Here is a 15347-nt window from a genome sequence, read left to right as displayed (position 1 = left end):
GGTGATCCTGCTTGCCGTCATCGTGTGGTTCCCTCGCGCTGAACACGCCGCGCATGAGCTCGGAGTTCACGATCAACGACGTCCCGGCTCAGGATGTCATCGATCAGCTCTCCGCCGACCTTCCCGAGGCTGCCGGTGGACAAGGGGCCATCGTCTTCGAGGCTCCCGACGACACGACGTTCTACGACGACCCGCAGGCTGCCGCCGCACTGGGCCAGGCCGCGGCCGATGTGTACGAGAACGACGAGGTCGTCAATCCCGCCGAGCTGGCCGCCAGCGCCGACCCGGAGGCCGCGCAGGCCCAGGCCGCCGAACAGGTCGCGGCCGTCCAGGAGGCGCTCGCGGCGCGTGCCTCAGGCATCGAGCTCGAGCAGCCGTTGCCGCTCGTCGTGGGTGAAGGCGCGCAGGCGCAACCGGTGCCGGGCATGGTCGTCTCCGCCGATGGCAGCGTCGCGATGCTGCAGTTCCAGTTCACCCAGCAGACCTTCGACCTGCCGCAGGGCACCATCGAGGACGTCCTGCACGCCGCCGAGCAGCCCACCGAGGATGCTGGCATCAACGTCCTGCCGGGTGGATCGCTGCAGGAACTGCCCGAGGTCGTGGGCGTCGGCGAGGTCGTCGGCCTCGTGGTCGCGGCCGTGGTGCTGATCCTCACCCTCGGATCGCTCGTCGCCGCCGGCCTCCCGCTCCTGACGGCCCTCGTCGGCGTGGGCACCGGCGTGGGCGGTGCTTACGCCCTCGCGCACTTCTATCAGCTCAACTCGATGTCCCTCGTCCTCGGCCTCATGCTGGGCCTCGCCGTCGGCATCGACTACGCGCTCTTCATCGTCAACCGGCAGCGTCGGCTGGTCATGCGCCAAGACCTCTCCGCACACGAAGCGGCCGGACGCGCTGTGGGAACGGCCGGCAGCGCGGTGTTCTTCGCTGGGACCACCGTGGTCATCGCCCTGCTCGCGCTCCTCGTGATCGGCATCAGCCTGTTGAGCAGCATGGCGATCATCGCCGCGGCCACCGTCGCGATCGCGGTGCTCGTCGCGCTGACCCTGCTGCCCGCTCTGCTCGGTCTCGTCGGGGAGCGGATCGTCAGCCAGAAGGCCCGTGAGAGCTACGCGCGCAAGGTCGTCGACGGCGACGACCACGGCATCGCCCGGGGCTGGGCCGACTTCGTGACCAAGAACCGCTTCGTCGTCGCGATCGGCGTCGTGGCGATCGCGGCCGTCGCCGCCATCCCCGCCCTCGACATGCGCATGGGTCTGCCGTCGGGCGAGAACTACAACGAGGGGTCGGTCCAGCGCGAGAGCTACGAGGCCACCAGCCGCGCCTTCGGCGAGGGGTCCAACGGTCCGCTGCTCGTCGTGGTGGCATCGGCGGATCAGAACCCCGTCGATCCGACCGCGGTCGGGGCAGTCGTCGAGGACATCTCCGGCAACGACGACGTCGCCTCCGCCGAGGTCGCGGGTATGAGCGAGGACGGCCGCACCGTCATCATGTCGGTGGTCCCCACGAGTGGGCCGACCGATCCGGAGACCGACACGCTTGTCCACGACCTGCGCGATGCCTCGGCCGGCTACGAGCAGGACTTCGGCGTCACGCTCGGCATCACCGGACAGACGGCTATGGGCATCGACATCGCCGAGAAGATGGGCGATGTCATGCCGGTCTATCTGGCGATCGTCCTCGTGCTGTCGCTCATCGTGCTCACCCTGGTGTTCCGCTCGTTGCTGGTGCCGTTGAAGGCGACCGCGGGTTTCCTGCTTTCGATCCTGGCGACCCTCGGCTTGACGACGGCGGTCTTCCAGTGGGGCTGGGTGAACCAGCTTTTCGGCCTGGACTCGACCGGCCCGGTCATGGCGATGCTGCCGATCCTCGTGACCGGCATCGCCTACGGCCTCGCGATGGACTACCAGGTCTTCCTGGTCTCCTCGATGCGCGAATCGTGGGTTCACGGTCACCGCGGACGTGATTCCGTCATCGACGGCTTCTCCCACTCCAGCCGGGTCGTGGTGGCCGCGGCAATCATCATGGTGTCGGTGTTCGCCGGTTTCATCTTCAACGGCGATCCGATGATCAAGCAGATTGGATTCGCGCTCGCTGTGGCGATCGCGATCGACGCCTTCCTCGTGCGCATGACGCTCGTCCCGGCGCTGATGGCGATGTTCGGCGATCGCGCCTGGCGCCTGCCGCGCTGGCTCGACCGCCTGCTCCCCGATCTCGATGTCGAGGGGGAGAAGCTGCTCGAGTCCCTGGGAGAGAAGCCCGCCGCGAAGGCCTAGAGGTCACGTTGAGTGGGACGTTTGGACGGCAGAATCGGGGAAATCACCGTCCAAACGTCACACTCAACGGGTTCCGACCTCTACGGGTGCGTCAGTTGACACGGAGGGTGAGGAGGACGACATCGTCGCCACGGTCGCGGCCGTCGGTCAGGGCACGAGCGATCTCATCGGGCCGGAGCGGGTCGTGCTCATCGAGGGCACGGGTGAGATCGGAGAGTCGCTCGGCCACATCGGCATCGCGTTGTTCGACCAGCCCATCGGTATAGAGCACGAAGATGTCCCCCGGCTCGAGGCGGGTCAGATGATCGGAGCGCGACCCGCCGGGTGAGACGCCCAGCATCAGATCGGGGGATGCCTCCATCAGGACGGCCGGCTGTCCTGAGCGCTGGAGGATCGGCGGAAGATGGCCGGCATTGCTCCAGGTCAGCGTGCGGCTGCCGTCTGACTCCGGTTCGCCGAGGATGGCCAGCACCACGGTCGTGAGCGCATCCGGTCCGATGCTCGAGTTGAGATCGTCCAGCGCCGACAGGAGGGCGGCCGGCTCGTCCCGGCGACTCCACAGCAGCGTGCGGAGGGCGAAGCGCAGCTGCCCCATCGCCGACGCGGCCTCGATGTCGTGTCCGGCGACATCGCCCACCGCGACGGCCACCCGTCCGTCCACGAGTTCCAGCACGTCGTACCAGTCGCCGCCCACCTCGTCGGCGACGTGAGCGGTCCGATAGACCGCGCGGATCGGCAGCCCCGGGATCTCGGGGACCTCGGTGAGCATGGACCGTTGGAGGTGATGGGCGGCGTCCTGGCGCGCCTCCAGCAGTTGGGCACGGTCGAGTGCGACGGAGGTGTAGCGGGCGAGCGCGGTCAGGGTGAGCTGATCGGCCGCGGGGACGGCGACGGTGTCCGACCAGACGATCGCCGCCAGCCCGATGGTGCGACTCTCGACGCGCAGTGGCAGCACCGTCGCGGCCCCCGTGGCGTTCGCAGTCACCTCGGCGGGCAGCAGCTCGAAGAGCTCGGGTCCGAGTGCCTCGGGGGAGGTCGTGAAGATCGGGGTCGCGGGCATCGCGCGCCGGAGACCGTTCCAGTGCTCGGCACTGGTCGTGGTCTGTCCGCCGTCCTTCGCGTGCCAGACCAGGGCGCCTGCTGAGTCGGGCACGCCGATGCTGACCGCTCCCGCACCCACCAGCTCGCCGAGCCGGCCGGCGGCCTCGAGCACCTCGCGGATCGTGGTCGTCGCCACGAAGGCCTCGGCCATCTGCAGCAGTGCGGCGGTACGGCGGCGCTCACGCTCGGCCCGTTGGCGGGCGGCGGTGGCCTCGGTCGCGGCGGCTGACGATCGCAGGTGCGCTGTGCAGGCGAGGGAGATGTCGTGGAGGACCGCGAGCTCGCGATCCTCCCAGGCGCGGGGCTCGGTGTCGATGGCGCAGAGCGCCCCGATCGTGCTGCCCCCGGCGTCGCGCAGCGGCACGCCGGCGTAAGCGACGACGCCCAGATCCCCGATCGCGAGATTGTCGCGGAGTGTCTCCACCTCCCTGGCGTCGCTGACGACGAGCGGCGCGTCCTCGGAGCGCACGTACTGGCAGAAGGAATGCGAGAGCGGGGTGGTGCGGTCGGTCTGCCAGGGCTCGGGGAGGCCGACGGCGCCGATGAACCGCTGATGGTCGTCGGCCACCTTGGTCACCAGGGCAACCGGGACGCCGAGGAGATCCTGGACCAGTCGCGAGTAGCGGTCGTACACGGCATCGGCGCTCGTCTCCGTGTGCTGGGCCGCCTCCATGTCTCTCAGGGTAGGACGACGCACCGGAGAATGCCCTCGGGGAAGGGAGCCTGTGGACATCCGGCCACCCTGTCGGCGCGACCTGACACGATCGGGGCATGAGCACCCACGAGCGATCCCTCGAGCTGTTGCGCCGGCTGACCGGGCGAGACGATGCGGTCTTCCACGAGGGTCAGTTCGAGGCGGTCAGTGCGCTGGTCGACGACCGCCGTCGCGCTCTCGTGGTCCAGCGCACCGGATGGGGCAAGTCCGCGGTGTACTTCGTGGCCACAGCGCTGCTGCGTGAACGCGGTGCGGGCCCCACCCTGCTCGTATCGCCCTTGCTGGCCCTGATGCGCGATCAGGTCGCTGCGGCCGAACGTGCCGGGGTGCGCGCGGCCGCGATCAACTCGGCGACGGTCGATGAGTGGGAGTCCATCAACGCCCGTCTGGCCGCCGATGACGTCGACGTCCTGCTCGTATCCCCCGAGCGGCTCAACAATCCGGAGTTCCGCGAGCAGCAGCTGCCCGATCTCCTCGCGCGGATGGGGCTTCTGGTGATCGACGAGGCGCACTGCATCTCCGACTGGGGTCACGACTTCCGGCCGGACTATCGACGCATCGCCACGCTCCTCGCCGATCTGCAACGTGATGTGCCGGTGCTCGCCACCACGGCCACGGCCAATGCGCGTGTGGTCGCCGATGTCGCGGACCAGCTCGGCGAAAGGGTCCTGACGCTGCGCGGATCGCTCGCCCGCGACTCGCTGCGCTTGGGCTGCCTGCAGCTGCCGAGCGCCCGGGATCGGCTCGCCTGGCTCGTCGCGCATCTGGGCGAGCTGCCGGGCAGCGGCATCGTCTACGCCCTCACCGTCTCCGCGGCGGAGGACACCGCTCGGCTGCTGGCTGAGGCCGGTCATGAGGTCGCGGCGTACACGGGGCGCACCGATCCCGACGAACGTGAGCGCCTCGAGGGCGCGCTCAAGGCCAATGAGGTCAAGGCGCTCGTGGCCACCAGCGCCCTGGGCATGGGCTTCGACAAGCCCGATCTCGGTTTCGTCGTGCATGTGGGTGCGCCGTCGTCACCCGTCGCCTACTACCAGCAGGTCGGCCGCGCGGGCCGCGCGACCGAGCACGCCGATGTCCTGCTGCTCCCGGGCCCGGAGGATCCGGACATCTGGCGGTACTTCGCCACTGTCTCGATGCCCAATCCTGAGCGGGTCGGCGCGGTGCTGGGCGAACTCGGGCCCGAGCCGTTGTCGACCCCCGCCCTCGAGGCACTCGTCGATATCCGGCGTACTCAGCTCGAGCTTCTGCTGAAGGTGCTCGACGTCGATGGTGCGGTGCGGCGGGTCCGCGGAGGGTGGGTCGCCACCGGCGCCACGTGGGAGTACGACTCCGAGCGTTACGCACGGATCGAGCAGGCGCGGGTGGTCGAGCAGCAGTCCATGCTGGCCTACGAGCGGGGTGAGCGGTGCCGGATGGAGATCCTGCAGCAGGACCTCGACGACCCCACCGCGAAACCGTGCGGTCGCTGCGATGTGTGTGCGGGTGCCTGGTATCCCACGGAGGTGCCTGGCGGCGCGGCCGAGCAGGCGGCCTGCCAGCTGCGGCGGGTGGGCGTGCCCATCGATCCCCGGGGCCAGTGGCCCACCGGCGCCGATCGCCGGGGGATCGACGTCCGTGGGCGGATCGCGGTCGAGGAACGGCACGAGCCTGGCCGGGCCATCGCCCGCCTCACGGATCTCGGCTGGGGTGGCGTGTTGCGCGAGGTGTTCGCCGCCGGGGCCTCCGATGCCCCGATGGACGAACGACTGGCCGAGGGGGTCATCGCCACCCTGCGCGACTGGCCGTGGCAGCAGCGCCCGGTCGGCGTCGTCGCGATGCCCTCGGTCACCCGGCCGCAGCTGGTCGCGTCCACGGCCCAGCTCATCGCCGAGCGGGGTCGGCTCCCATTGCTCGGTGCGCTCGAGGTCGACCCGGCGGTGCCGGTGGTCGGTCCTGGCGGCAACAGCGCGTTCCGGCTGGCCTCGGTCTGGGGGCGGTTCTCGGTGGGCACCGAGCTGGCTGGAGCGGTGTCCGGTGCGCCCGGTCCGATCCTGCTGGTGGACGATCTCGTCGACAGCCGCTGGACCTTTACCGTCGCCGCCCGGGCACTGCGCGCCGTCGGCGCCCCGTCCGTGTTGCCCTTCGCGCTGGCCTCGGTGGGCTGATGGCTCGTCAGCGGACGAGGTCGGCGGGGACGATCGTGACGGCGAGGGGAGCCGTGACCACGAAGGAATCGGTCCCGGCCGCACGTGCCACCTCGCGATAGACGCCATCAGTGAGGGACCAGGCCAGGATCGACGGCTCGTCGGGATCGACCACCCAGTAGTGGGCGCACCCCGCCCGCTCGAGACGATCCTTCTTCAGCAGCAGATCGAAACTGCGCGTCGACGGCGAGAGCACCTCGACGGTCAGTAACGGTGGGCCTGGAAGATCGCGTTCGGTGAAAGCGTCGCGGTCGGCGACCAGAAGATCGGGCTGGAGCACGGTGTCTCCCGCGAGGACCACGTCGAATGGCGCGAAGAACAGCTCCCACTGCTCGGGCACCACGCGATCCAAAGCGCGGAACAGCTGTGCTGCCGCGCGCTGGTGATTGCGCCGTGGTGCGGGGCTCACGACGAGCACCCCGTCGACGAGCTCGTAGCGATGCCCATCATCGGGCATCGCGTCCAGATCGTCGCGGGTCAGGGACCTGCCGTGCGGCAGCCCATGCGCCTCGATGGTCGCCATGGCACTCAGCATAGATCGCTCCTTCGTCATAGCCATCATCGAACAGCGGCCTCCGGTTCTCGTCCAGCCACTCGGCCGCGGCCTGTGGACAACTCGATAGGGTGAACGACGATGGCCGACACCGTTGACACCCGACCTGTGCTCGCCGCTGAGGGAATCACGGCGAGCATCGACGATCAGCCCCTCGTCGCGCCGACGGACATCACCGTCTCCGCGGGGGAGTGCGTGGCGCTGACGGGTCCCAATGGATCGGGCAAGACCACTCTGCTGCGCCTCCTCACCGGCCGACTCGCCCCGAGCGCGGGCAGTGTGCTGCTCGACGACGAGCCGGTCGACGAGCGTTCCGACGTGGTCCGCTCCGCCCTTGGAGCCCTCATCGGCGTGCCGGCGCTGTACCCCGATCTCACGGTGGGCGATCACCTCCAGCTGGTGCATGCCACCTGGAGTCTGAGCGGCGAGGTCGATACCGACCTCGCGCGATTCGGCATCGAAGGCCTGCGCGATCGCTTCGTCCACGAGCTGTCCTCGGGGCAACAGCAGCTGTTCAGCCTCGCCCTCGTGTTCGCCCGGCCATCTCGGGTGATCCTGCTCGACGAGCCGGAGCAGCGGCTGGATGCCGACCGCAAGGATCTGCTGGCGGCGGCGATCGAGGGGGTGCTCGCCGAGGGCCGCTCCGTGGTGATGGCCTGCCATGACCACGATCTCGTCGCGCGTCTCGCGCATCGTCGGGTCAGCCTGTGAGCGCACCGGATCTGCTGCTCAAGGAGCTCCGTGCGCGACCGCGTTCCGCCGACCGAGCGACGGACATCTACACGATGGTCCTCTTCGTGCTCGTCTTCGTCCTCCCTCTGGCGCGGTGGAGTACCCAGCAGATCGCTCCGGCGGCCCAGTGGTCGCCGCCGTGGTGGACGGCCGCGATCGTCGCCGTGTTCGCTGCGATCGGGGTGGCAGTGGCAGGCCGGACGCGCGGTCCCGTCGCCGTCTCGGCGCCGTACGCCGAATGGGTCGTCGCCGGCCCCGACCCCTTGGCAAGCCGGTTGCGTCCCTCCTGGTGGCGGAGCCTGCTGGTCACCGTCCTCGCCGTGCTGTTCGTGGTCGTGGTGGCCGTCGTCTCGCGTTCGACCTGGCCCGATCCGGTCGGACTTGCGACGGTGCTGGCCGTCGCGCTCGGTATCGGTGTGCTGCTCGCGGTCACCTGGCTCAGCGGCCAGGCGCGTCGATGGAAGACCACGGCCCTGCTCGTTCTGCTCTCGGCCGGTGCCGGTCTCGCGTGGACGGATGCGTGGCGTTCACTCGACGGAGACCAGGCGTGGTGGCCGCTGCTGGTGCTGCCGATCGCCCTCTCGACCATGGCGGCCGTGCAGCGTGCGTTGTCGGCCATCCGTCCGAGCCGACTGCGCGCACAAGCCGTCCGATGGAGCCGGGTCGAGGTCTTCGCGACGACGGCCGATCTGGCCTCGGCCGCCGCCGTGCTGCGGGCACCCACGCACCTCGGCCGTCACTGGCGGCCCGCTTTCGCAGCACCGCCGTTCGTGCGCCGCGACCTGATCGGTCTCGGACGGGCGCCCGGGCGGACGGTCACCGGTCTCCTCGCCGCGGCCGGGTCGGGGCTCCTGGTGCCAGTCGCCCAGGAGGCCGTCACGCCGCTGATCGCCCTGATCTCGGTGACGGTCGCCTATATCGGCGCGTGCTTCCTCAGCGACGGTCTTCGGTTCCATGCCTTCGACCGGGAGCGCCCCTCCGCTTTTGGAGTCGGACCCGCGGCTGCCGCTCTCCAGCACCTCGTGGTGCCGACGGTGCTGCTGACCGTCGTCATGGGGTGCGCGGCGATCCTCGGCGGCTCGCCGCATGTGGCCGTCGCGCTCGCCTTGCTGGTCGTCGCCTGTCGGGCGCTGTCGGTGTTCAAGGGGCACATGCCCCTCGAACTGCTCACCCCGGTGATGACCCCGGTGGGTGAGATCTCGTCGGCCGGTCGCCTGCTCTGGCTCGCGGACGCGGTGCTCGTCGCCCTGCTCGTCGGCGGCACCACGGTCTCCCAGGCCGAGGGATGGGATGCGGCGGCGATCCTGGTGGTCGCCGCCGGACTCGTCGCGGTCTGGGCCCGGTCGCGCTGGCGTCAGTGAGGCAGCCCGACGGTCATGCGGGCGATATTCAGATAGCAGTCCACCAGGCCCCTGCTCGACGGAGCGCAACGCGGTTCCTGAGGTCACGGATCGATCTGGCGGGTGGACTCACGGGTGACGATCCCGGGCTCGAGTCGCTCGACGGAGGGTTCGCGCCAGTCGTCGCCCTCGCCCATCAGCAGCTCCGTCGTGCGCCGCGCGATCTCCCCCACGGGGGGTGACAGCGAGGTGATCGGCGGATCGGTCAGTTCGAGCAGCTCGGAGTCGTCGAAGCTGACCAGGGCGATATCGCCGGGCAGCGAGACGCCGCTGCGCTGGAGTGTCGAGTGCAGTCCGACGGCGAGCACGTCCGCCCCGCAGATGATCGCGTCGATATCCGCGGCCGAGTCGAGCAGGTGCCGTGCGGCCTCCCGTCCTGCAGAGGTCGAGAACTCCGAGACGACGGTGGTGGGGGACCCGGTGCCGGCGAGATCGCCGAAGGCCGCGAGCCGCTCGGCCCCGGAGGAGGACGCGGTCTCCGCGCCCACATAGGCGATGCGCTCGCGGCCCACTGAGTGTAGGTGGTCGATGAGCAGCCTGATCCCCGCGACATTGTCGAGGACGATCGCCGCGGTGCTGCCGTCTCGGGTGCGGCGGTCCACCTGCACGATCGGCACGGCATCGAGTGCCTCGGCGAGGGCGGCACCGGAGTCCTCATAGGAGACCGGGACGATGGCGATGGCATCGACCCGGCCGTCGGCGAGACGGCGCAGATGCGTCATCTCGGATTCGATGTCGTTGCGGGAGTCGGCGATGAGGAGGTCGGCGCCGAGGTCGCGTGCCTCGCTCGCGAAGGCCTCGGCCAGCGCGACGAAGTACGGATTGGCGAGCGTCGGGACGACGATGCCGATGGTGCCGGTCTGACCGGTCCGGAGGGCACGCGCCGAGAGGTGCGGACGGTAGCCGATCCTGCGGGCGACCGTCCAGACCCGTTCGGCGAGGACCGGATCGACATGGCGGGGAGATCCCGAGAGCACCCGTGAGGCGGTCGCCCGGGACACGCCCGCGGCCTCGGCCACGTCGATGAGGCGGACGCGATGCCTGTTCACGGGGTCTTCCTCTCATCGATGGATGGGTCCTGAGGCTATCGCAAGGCTCCCGCCTCGACACCCGGGGTTGACGGCGAAAGCGACGTGGGTCACCATTGGGAAATCGATTACCGGGAGAACGATCTCCCAGATGGGAGCCACTGATGCGCCCGCAGGTCACCGTCGTGGGCTCGGTGAACAGAGACGCGACCGTCGCCGTCTCGCAGTTCCCGCGGCCCGGTGAGACCTTGCTCGGCGGGGACCTCGCGCAGACCCTGGGCGGCAAGGGAGCCAACCAGGCGGTCGCCGCCGCCCGGCTCGGTGCCGTGACCCGCTTCGTCGGTGCCATCGGCGCCGATGGCACCGATGTCCGCTCCGAGCTCGTCGAGGCGGAGGTGGACGTCGCCGGTCTCGTCACCCTCGACGGCGTCCCCACGGGCGCCGCGCTCATCCTCATCGACGATGCCGCCGAGAACATGATCGTCGTCAGCCCCGGTGCCAACGCCCGCCTCACCCCCGGCCATCTGCCGGCCGCCCTGCTCGATGGACCCGGGGGTGTGCTGCTGCTCCAGCAGGAGATCCCGGTGGATGTGGTGACCGAGGCCGCCCGGCGCGCGAAGGACGAGGGTGGAACGGTGGTGCTCAACCCCGCCCCCTCGCGTCCGATCGCTCGCGAGCTGCTCGACACCGTCGATGTCCTCGCGCCGAACCAGCATGAGCTCGCGGCACTGCTCGATGCGCCAGAGCCGGGATCGGTCGACGACTGCCGTGTGCTGCTCGCCCGGCTGCCCGAACATATCGAGGCCTGTGTGACCCTCGGCGCCGACGGCGCGTTGGCCAGGTCGGAGGGCGAGATCGTGCACATCGCCGCCCCGACGGTGACCGCTGTCGACACCGTGGGCTCGGGAGATACTTTCTGCGGGGCCCTGGGTGTCGCGCTCGGCAACGGCGCGTCCTTCGCCGACTCGGTGGCGTGGGCCGTCCGTGCCGCCAGCATCGCGGTCGGCTACCGCGGTGCGCAGGGCGCCTTCCGCGTCGACGAGGACCTCGTCCGGCTCGGACCGATCCCGGTCTGACCGACGCCGCTCACAGTCAGGGCGCGCCGAGGGCGTCGCGCCGGAACAACGGAGGAACACAGCATGTCGAATGAAGCTCACGAGCGGCCGGTCGCCGCCCAGAAGGGTCCTGAGCTCAACGGCGTCAACCCGGTGCCGCTCGAGGAACGCCGAGGGAAGTCGGCGGGACTCTTCGCCGTGTGGTTCGCCTGGAATGTCTCCATCATGGGCATCGGCTACGGCATCTACGTGTTCGGTCTCGGCCTCAGCCCGGTGCAGGCCATCATCGCCGGCACCATCGGCTATGCCGGTTCGGCCTTCCTCGTGGGCATCCTGTCGGTCGGCGGACCGCGTACCGGGCTGCCGACGCTCACGCAGACCCGTTTCGCCTTCGGCTACGAGGGCAACAAGATCCCGGCCTTCTTCGCCTATCTGTCCAATATCGGCTGGAAGGTCACCATCATCACGCTGGCCTCCACGACCGGTGCCAATATCTTCGCCCGGCTGTGGCCGGAACAGTTCGCCACGGAAGCGGGGCGACCCGTCTCCTGGCTGATCCTCGTGTGGTTCGTCATCGTCCTGGTGCTGACGATGTGGTTCGCGGTCGCCGGCCACGCCGTCATCATGAAGGCCGAGCAGTGGATCGCGGCGCTCACCGGGGTCATGACACTGGTCTTCATCGCGATGATCGTCCCGCACATCCACTGGGACCGTCTCGGCGACAACCCCTCCGGCTCGGCCCTCGCCTTCATCGGCGGCATCGTCATGGCCATGACGATGGTCGGGCTCGGCATGCTCAACTACGGCGGTGACTTCGCCCGCTATCTGCCGCGCGACACCCCGGCTCGCGGCGTCATCGGCTGGACCACGCTCGGTATCGCGTTGCCGGTGACCGTGCTGCTGATCCTCGGCATCCTGCTCGCGGGCTCCAATCCCGACCTCGGGGGGCAGGCGGCGATCGACCCGATCGCCGCCCTGACCGTCCTGCTGCCGACCTGGTTCTTCGTGCCGTTCAGCATCGTCATCGTCATCTCGCTGATCTCCGCGGCGATGACCGGCATCTACTCCTCGGGCCTCGCTCTGATGGCGGTGGGGGTGCCCGGCAGCCGCGTCGTCATCACGATCATCAACGGCGTCATCATCGCGGCCGGGGCGTTCTACCTGCTGTTCGTCTCCACGTCCTTCCTTGCGACCTTCCAGGCCTTCCTCGCCCTGATCGCCGTGGCGATGGGCACGCTCGGCGGCATCCAGCTCGTCGACTTCATCCGGCAGCGCCGGATGGGCTGGAATGTGGACATGGCGCTGCCCGCGGGGCAGGGCGGTCGCTCCGGACGCTGGACGGCGCTGATGTCCCTTGTCGTCGCGACCGTCCTCGGTCTCGGCCTCGTGACCTCCGGTGATCCGTACATCGCCCGCGTCGTAGGCTTCCTGCTCACCCAGGAGCAGCGAGACGGCGTGCTCGGCGCGAGCAATATCGGGGTGGTGATCGCGATGGTGGTCGGCTCGGCGCTGTATGCGATCGTGACCTTCGTGTTCAAGCAGGACCCGAAGCCGGACTACTCGGCCGTGGAGAAGGAGCAGGCCGCGCGTGCCTGAGATCCAGGTCGTCTCCACCGGGAGTGCCGAGGAGTTCGCGGCCCCGGGGCCGTACAACGCCCCGGCCGCGTACTGGTTCTGGCATCGGCTGCCGACTCCTGAGGAGATCGTCGCGCAGGTCCGCGATATGCGGGACGCGGGTTATCAGTCCTTCCAGATCCAGACCCGGATGTCCTTCCCACTGGAGGAGTATCTGTCCGACGAGTACCTGAAACTCTGCCGGCTGGCAGCGGACGAGGCCGCCGGCCACGGCATGGTCGTGGGCATCTATGACGAGTACAACTGGCTCAGCGGGCACGCGGGCGGACGGGTGGTCGAGGGACATGACCACCTGCGCGAGCGTCACCTGTTCCACGTCGCGGTGCCCGGGACCGCCGGACGCGTCACAGCGCGCATCGACGGGATCCGTCCGCAGGACGTGGCCTATCTGCTCGATGCCGGGATGAACTGGGTCTTCGAGGGTGGCAGCCCACGCTGGGACGACTGGACACTCGTCGCCGCGGTCGTCCGCGACGGCGCCGACGTACATGAGGTCTCGGCCGCCGCGACGATCACCGAGGCGACCGAGGCCGGGTGCGCGCTCGCTGCCGATCTGACCGGTGAGACGCTCGGCGACGACGCGGAGTTCGTCTTCTTCGTCAGCGCGCGGTGCGCGAGCAGCCGGATGATCAACTACCTCGACCCGGCGGCCGCCGAGCGCTTCACGGAGGTCGGTTACGCCCCTTACGCGCAAGCCTTCGGCGAGCATCTGGGCACCACGGTCCAGTACGCCTTCTTCGACCAGCCCCATGCCTGCTTCTTCACCTGGGAGCAGAATCCCGGTGTCATCGCCGCGACGCTGATGTACGACGCGGACTTCTATGCCGAGCTGGAGAGCGAGGTCGGCCGGCGGTGGCCGGCGATGCTCGCCTCCCTCGCGGGAGATATCGGCGACGCGACCGCGGCTCTGCGCGCGGAGTTCTTCGAGCGCTACGCGGGACGGGCCATCGACTCCTTCTTCGGCACGCTCCGGCGCTGGTGCGACGACCATGGGGTGCTGCTGACGGGGCACGAGGTGCTCGCGCACGTCTCCTCCTGGGACCCGACCGGCACGATCATCGCCGATGACCCGCGTACCAACTTCGGCCTCGACTACTTCGGTGTCGACGCCTGGCGCCAGATCACCGCCGTCGATGCCCGCAACGAGTATCCGCAGCTGCCCGCCACGTTCGGCGACTCGGTCGCCCGTGCCCACGGGCGCTCGGGGTGCATCGTCGAACAGTATTTCGGCCGGGTCGTCCCGGGCTCGCACTTCGCCGCCGGTTGGTGGGAACTGACCCTGGCGCAGCTGCGCTCGCAGACCCTGCGGCACTTCGCCTTCGGCGCGCGCCAGATCCTCATGCACGCGTACTGGCTCACCGACGGCCACGAGGGCGAGGAGATGTTCACGAACCCGCGCTTCGACTTCGCCCCCGGGGTGAACTTCGAGCCGTGGTTCGGCTATCACCGAGCGTACGCGGAGGAGACGGCTCGTGTCTCGGTCTTCCTCGACGGCATGGAGCCGCTGAACGAGGTGGCGGTGCTCTACCCTCTGCGCACCGCTTGGTTCGGCGGTCCAGAGCACGAGTTCGGCGAGCACACGGCCTTCTGGACCGAGCACCTCGCGCGCGACGGTGTCGGCTATCACCTCGTCGACGAACGTGACCTGCGTGCAGCCGTCATCGCCGATGGCGGTCTGCGACTGCCGCACGGGCGGGCGTACCGGGTGCTCGTGCTGCCCGGAGTCGAGGTCCTCCGCGATGACCGAACACTGGAGGTGCTCGAGGCGTTCGTCGCCTCCGGAGGCTGCGTGTTCTCGACGGGCGTCACTCCGCGGGCGACGCAGGCCGCTGGACACGAAGAGGTCATCGCCGAGCGCGTCGCACAGCTGCGCGAGAGTCCCTCGTGGATCGCCTGGGAGGAGCAGCCGGACTGGGCCTCGGCGGTGCGCCCGCGGGTCTTCGCGGCGATTCCGTCCGGACCGCGGATCGATGACGAGAGCGGCGTCGAGGGGCAGCTCTGGACGCGACGGGGCCACGGTCCCGGCGGTCTCCGGGCGATGGCCTTCAACGACGCCGAGCATGCACGGCCCGTCGTCGTGCGTCCCGGCACGCTGCACAGTCGCGTCCGCCGCTGGGATCCGAGCACCGGGATCGTGGAGGACTGGCACGGGGCGGATGAGTCCTTCAGCATCACGCTCGGGCCCGGTGAGGTGCTCTTGGCGGAGATCGAGCCGACCGGCGAGACTGCTCCGGAACGGCGCTTCCTCGTCGACGGGTGGACCGTCGAGATCGAGGGCGCCGAGGTGGTCGTCGATCCGGCCCGAGGCTGGGAGTGCCAGGGCTTCGAGACCTTCTCGGGTATCGGCACCTATCGCACGAGCGTGACCCTCGATGAGACGGATCGCTCTTGGGAGCTGGTGCTTCCCGTCGTCCATGGGTCGGCCGCGGTGAGCGTGAACGGCCGCAAGCTGCGGGAGTTGCCGTGGGCCCCCGGCCGGGTCCTGATCCCTGAGACCACGCTGCGCCGCGGGGAGAACCTGATCGAGATCCAGGTGGCTTCGTCCGCCGCCAATGCCTACTACCGGGGCACCGGGCAGCAAGGCGATGGCCTCGCGCCCAGCGGCCTGGGCGCGGTGCCCGTGCTCGTGCCCGCCGTGACCCCGTCTGCGACCCATCGGAAGGACTGAC

At 69.6% G+C, this 15347-nt stretch carries 10 protein-coding genes; 7 read left to right on the top strand and 3 right to left on the bottom strand.

Translation table 11 applies throughout. The features are described 5' to 3' along the window. Positions 1-53: 53 nt before the first annotated feature. Positions 54-2273, top strand: coding sequence for an MMPL family transporter (locus BHE97_RS03000; RefSeq protein WP_201791281.1), 2220 nt, complete (start codon positions 54-56; stop codon positions 2271-2273). Positions 2274-2364: 91 nt separating this feature from the next. Here the strand turns inward: BHE97_RS03000 and BHE97_RS02995 are convergent, their stop codons facing one another. Continuing rightward, on the bottom strand, positions 2365-4047 hold the full coding sequence (locus BHE97_RS02995; protein WP_170931227.1) for a GAF domain-containing SpoIIE family protein phosphatase: 1683 nt from the start codon (positions 4045-4047) through the stop codon (positions 2365-2367). A gap of 98 nt (positions 4048-4145) precedes the next feature. Here BHE97_RS02995 and BHE97_RS02990 point away from each other — a divergent pair, with 98 nt between their 5' ends. Next, on the top strand, positions 4146-6236 hold the full coding sequence (locus BHE97_RS02990; RefSeq protein WP_087622536.1) for a DEAD/DEAH box helicase: 2091 nt from the start codon (positions 4146-4148) through the stop codon (positions 6234-6236). Between the two features lie 7 nt (positions 6237-6243). On the opposite strand, the gene BHE97_RS02985 is transcribed toward BHE97_RS02990, so the two are convergent. Next, positions 6244-6798, bottom strand: coding sequence for a Uma2 family endonuclease (locus BHE97_RS02985; protein ID WP_087622602.1), 555 nt, complete (start codon positions 6796-6798; stop codon positions 6244-6246). A 111-nt stretch (positions 6799-6909) separates the two neighbouring features. On the opposite strand from BHE97_RS02985, the gene BHE97_RS02980 reads away from it, so the two are divergent. Together BHE97_RS02980 and BHE97_RS02975 are read left to right on the top strand one after the other, a co-directional pair. Continuing rightward, positions 6910-7539 carry an ATP-binding cassette domain-containing protein gene (locus tag BHE97_RS02980; RefSeq protein WP_087622535.1) on the top strand — a complete coding sequence of 210 codons (630 nt, stop codon included), beginning with the start codon at positions 6910-6912 and terminating at the stop codon, positions 7537-7539. Beyond that, positions 7536-8921 carry a hypothetical protein gene (locus BHE97_RS02975; RefSeq protein WP_087622534.1) on the top strand — a complete coding sequence of 462 codons (1386 nt, stop codon included), beginning with the start codon at positions 7536-7538 and terminating at the stop codon, positions 8919-8921. The genes BHE97_RS02980 and BHE97_RS02975 overlap by 4 nt, the downstream gene beginning before the upstream one ends. Before the next feature lie 83 nt (positions 8922-9004). Here the strand turns inward: BHE97_RS02975 and BHE97_RS02970 are convergent, their stop codons facing one another. Beyond that, a complete protein-coding gene (locus BHE97_RS02970) occupies positions 9005-10009 on the bottom strand; it encodes a LacI family DNA-binding transcriptional regulator (RefSeq protein ID WP_087622533.1) in 1005 nt (334 codons plus the stop codon). Between the two features lie 143 nt (positions 10010-10152). Between BHE97_RS02970 and BHE97_RS02965 the strand changes: the two genes are divergently transcribed. From BHE97_RS02965 to BHE97_RS02955, 3 genes are all read left to right on the top strand, one after another. After that, entirely contained in the window at positions 10153-11064 is a 912-nt protein-coding gene (locus BHE97_RS02965; RefSeq protein WP_087622532.1) for a ribokinase, read from the top strand. A gap of 63 nt (positions 11065-11127) precedes the next feature. Then, on the top strand, positions 11128-12639 hold the full coding sequence (locus BHE97_RS02960) for a cytosine permease (protein ID WP_087622531.1): 1512 nt from the start codon (positions 11128-11130) through the stop codon (positions 12637-12639). After that, positions 12632-15346 (top strand): hypothetical protein, encoded by a 2715-nt coding sequence (locus tag BHE97_RS02955; RefSeq protein WP_087622530.1) that lies wholly within the window; start codon positions 12632-12634, stop codon positions 15344-15346. Before BHE97_RS02960 ends, BHE97_RS02955 begins: the two co-directional genes overlap by 8 nt. Position 15347 lies beyond the last annotated feature (1 nt).

Origin of the sequence: Aeromicrobium sp. PE09-221, assembly GCF_002174305.1 — a bacterium.
In the GTDB taxonomy this organism is placed as follows: domain Bacteria; phylum Actinomycetota; class Actinomycetes; order Propionibacteriales; family Nocardioidaceae; genus Aeromicrobium.
This window is presented reverse-complemented; position numbering and strand designations above follow the sequence as displayed.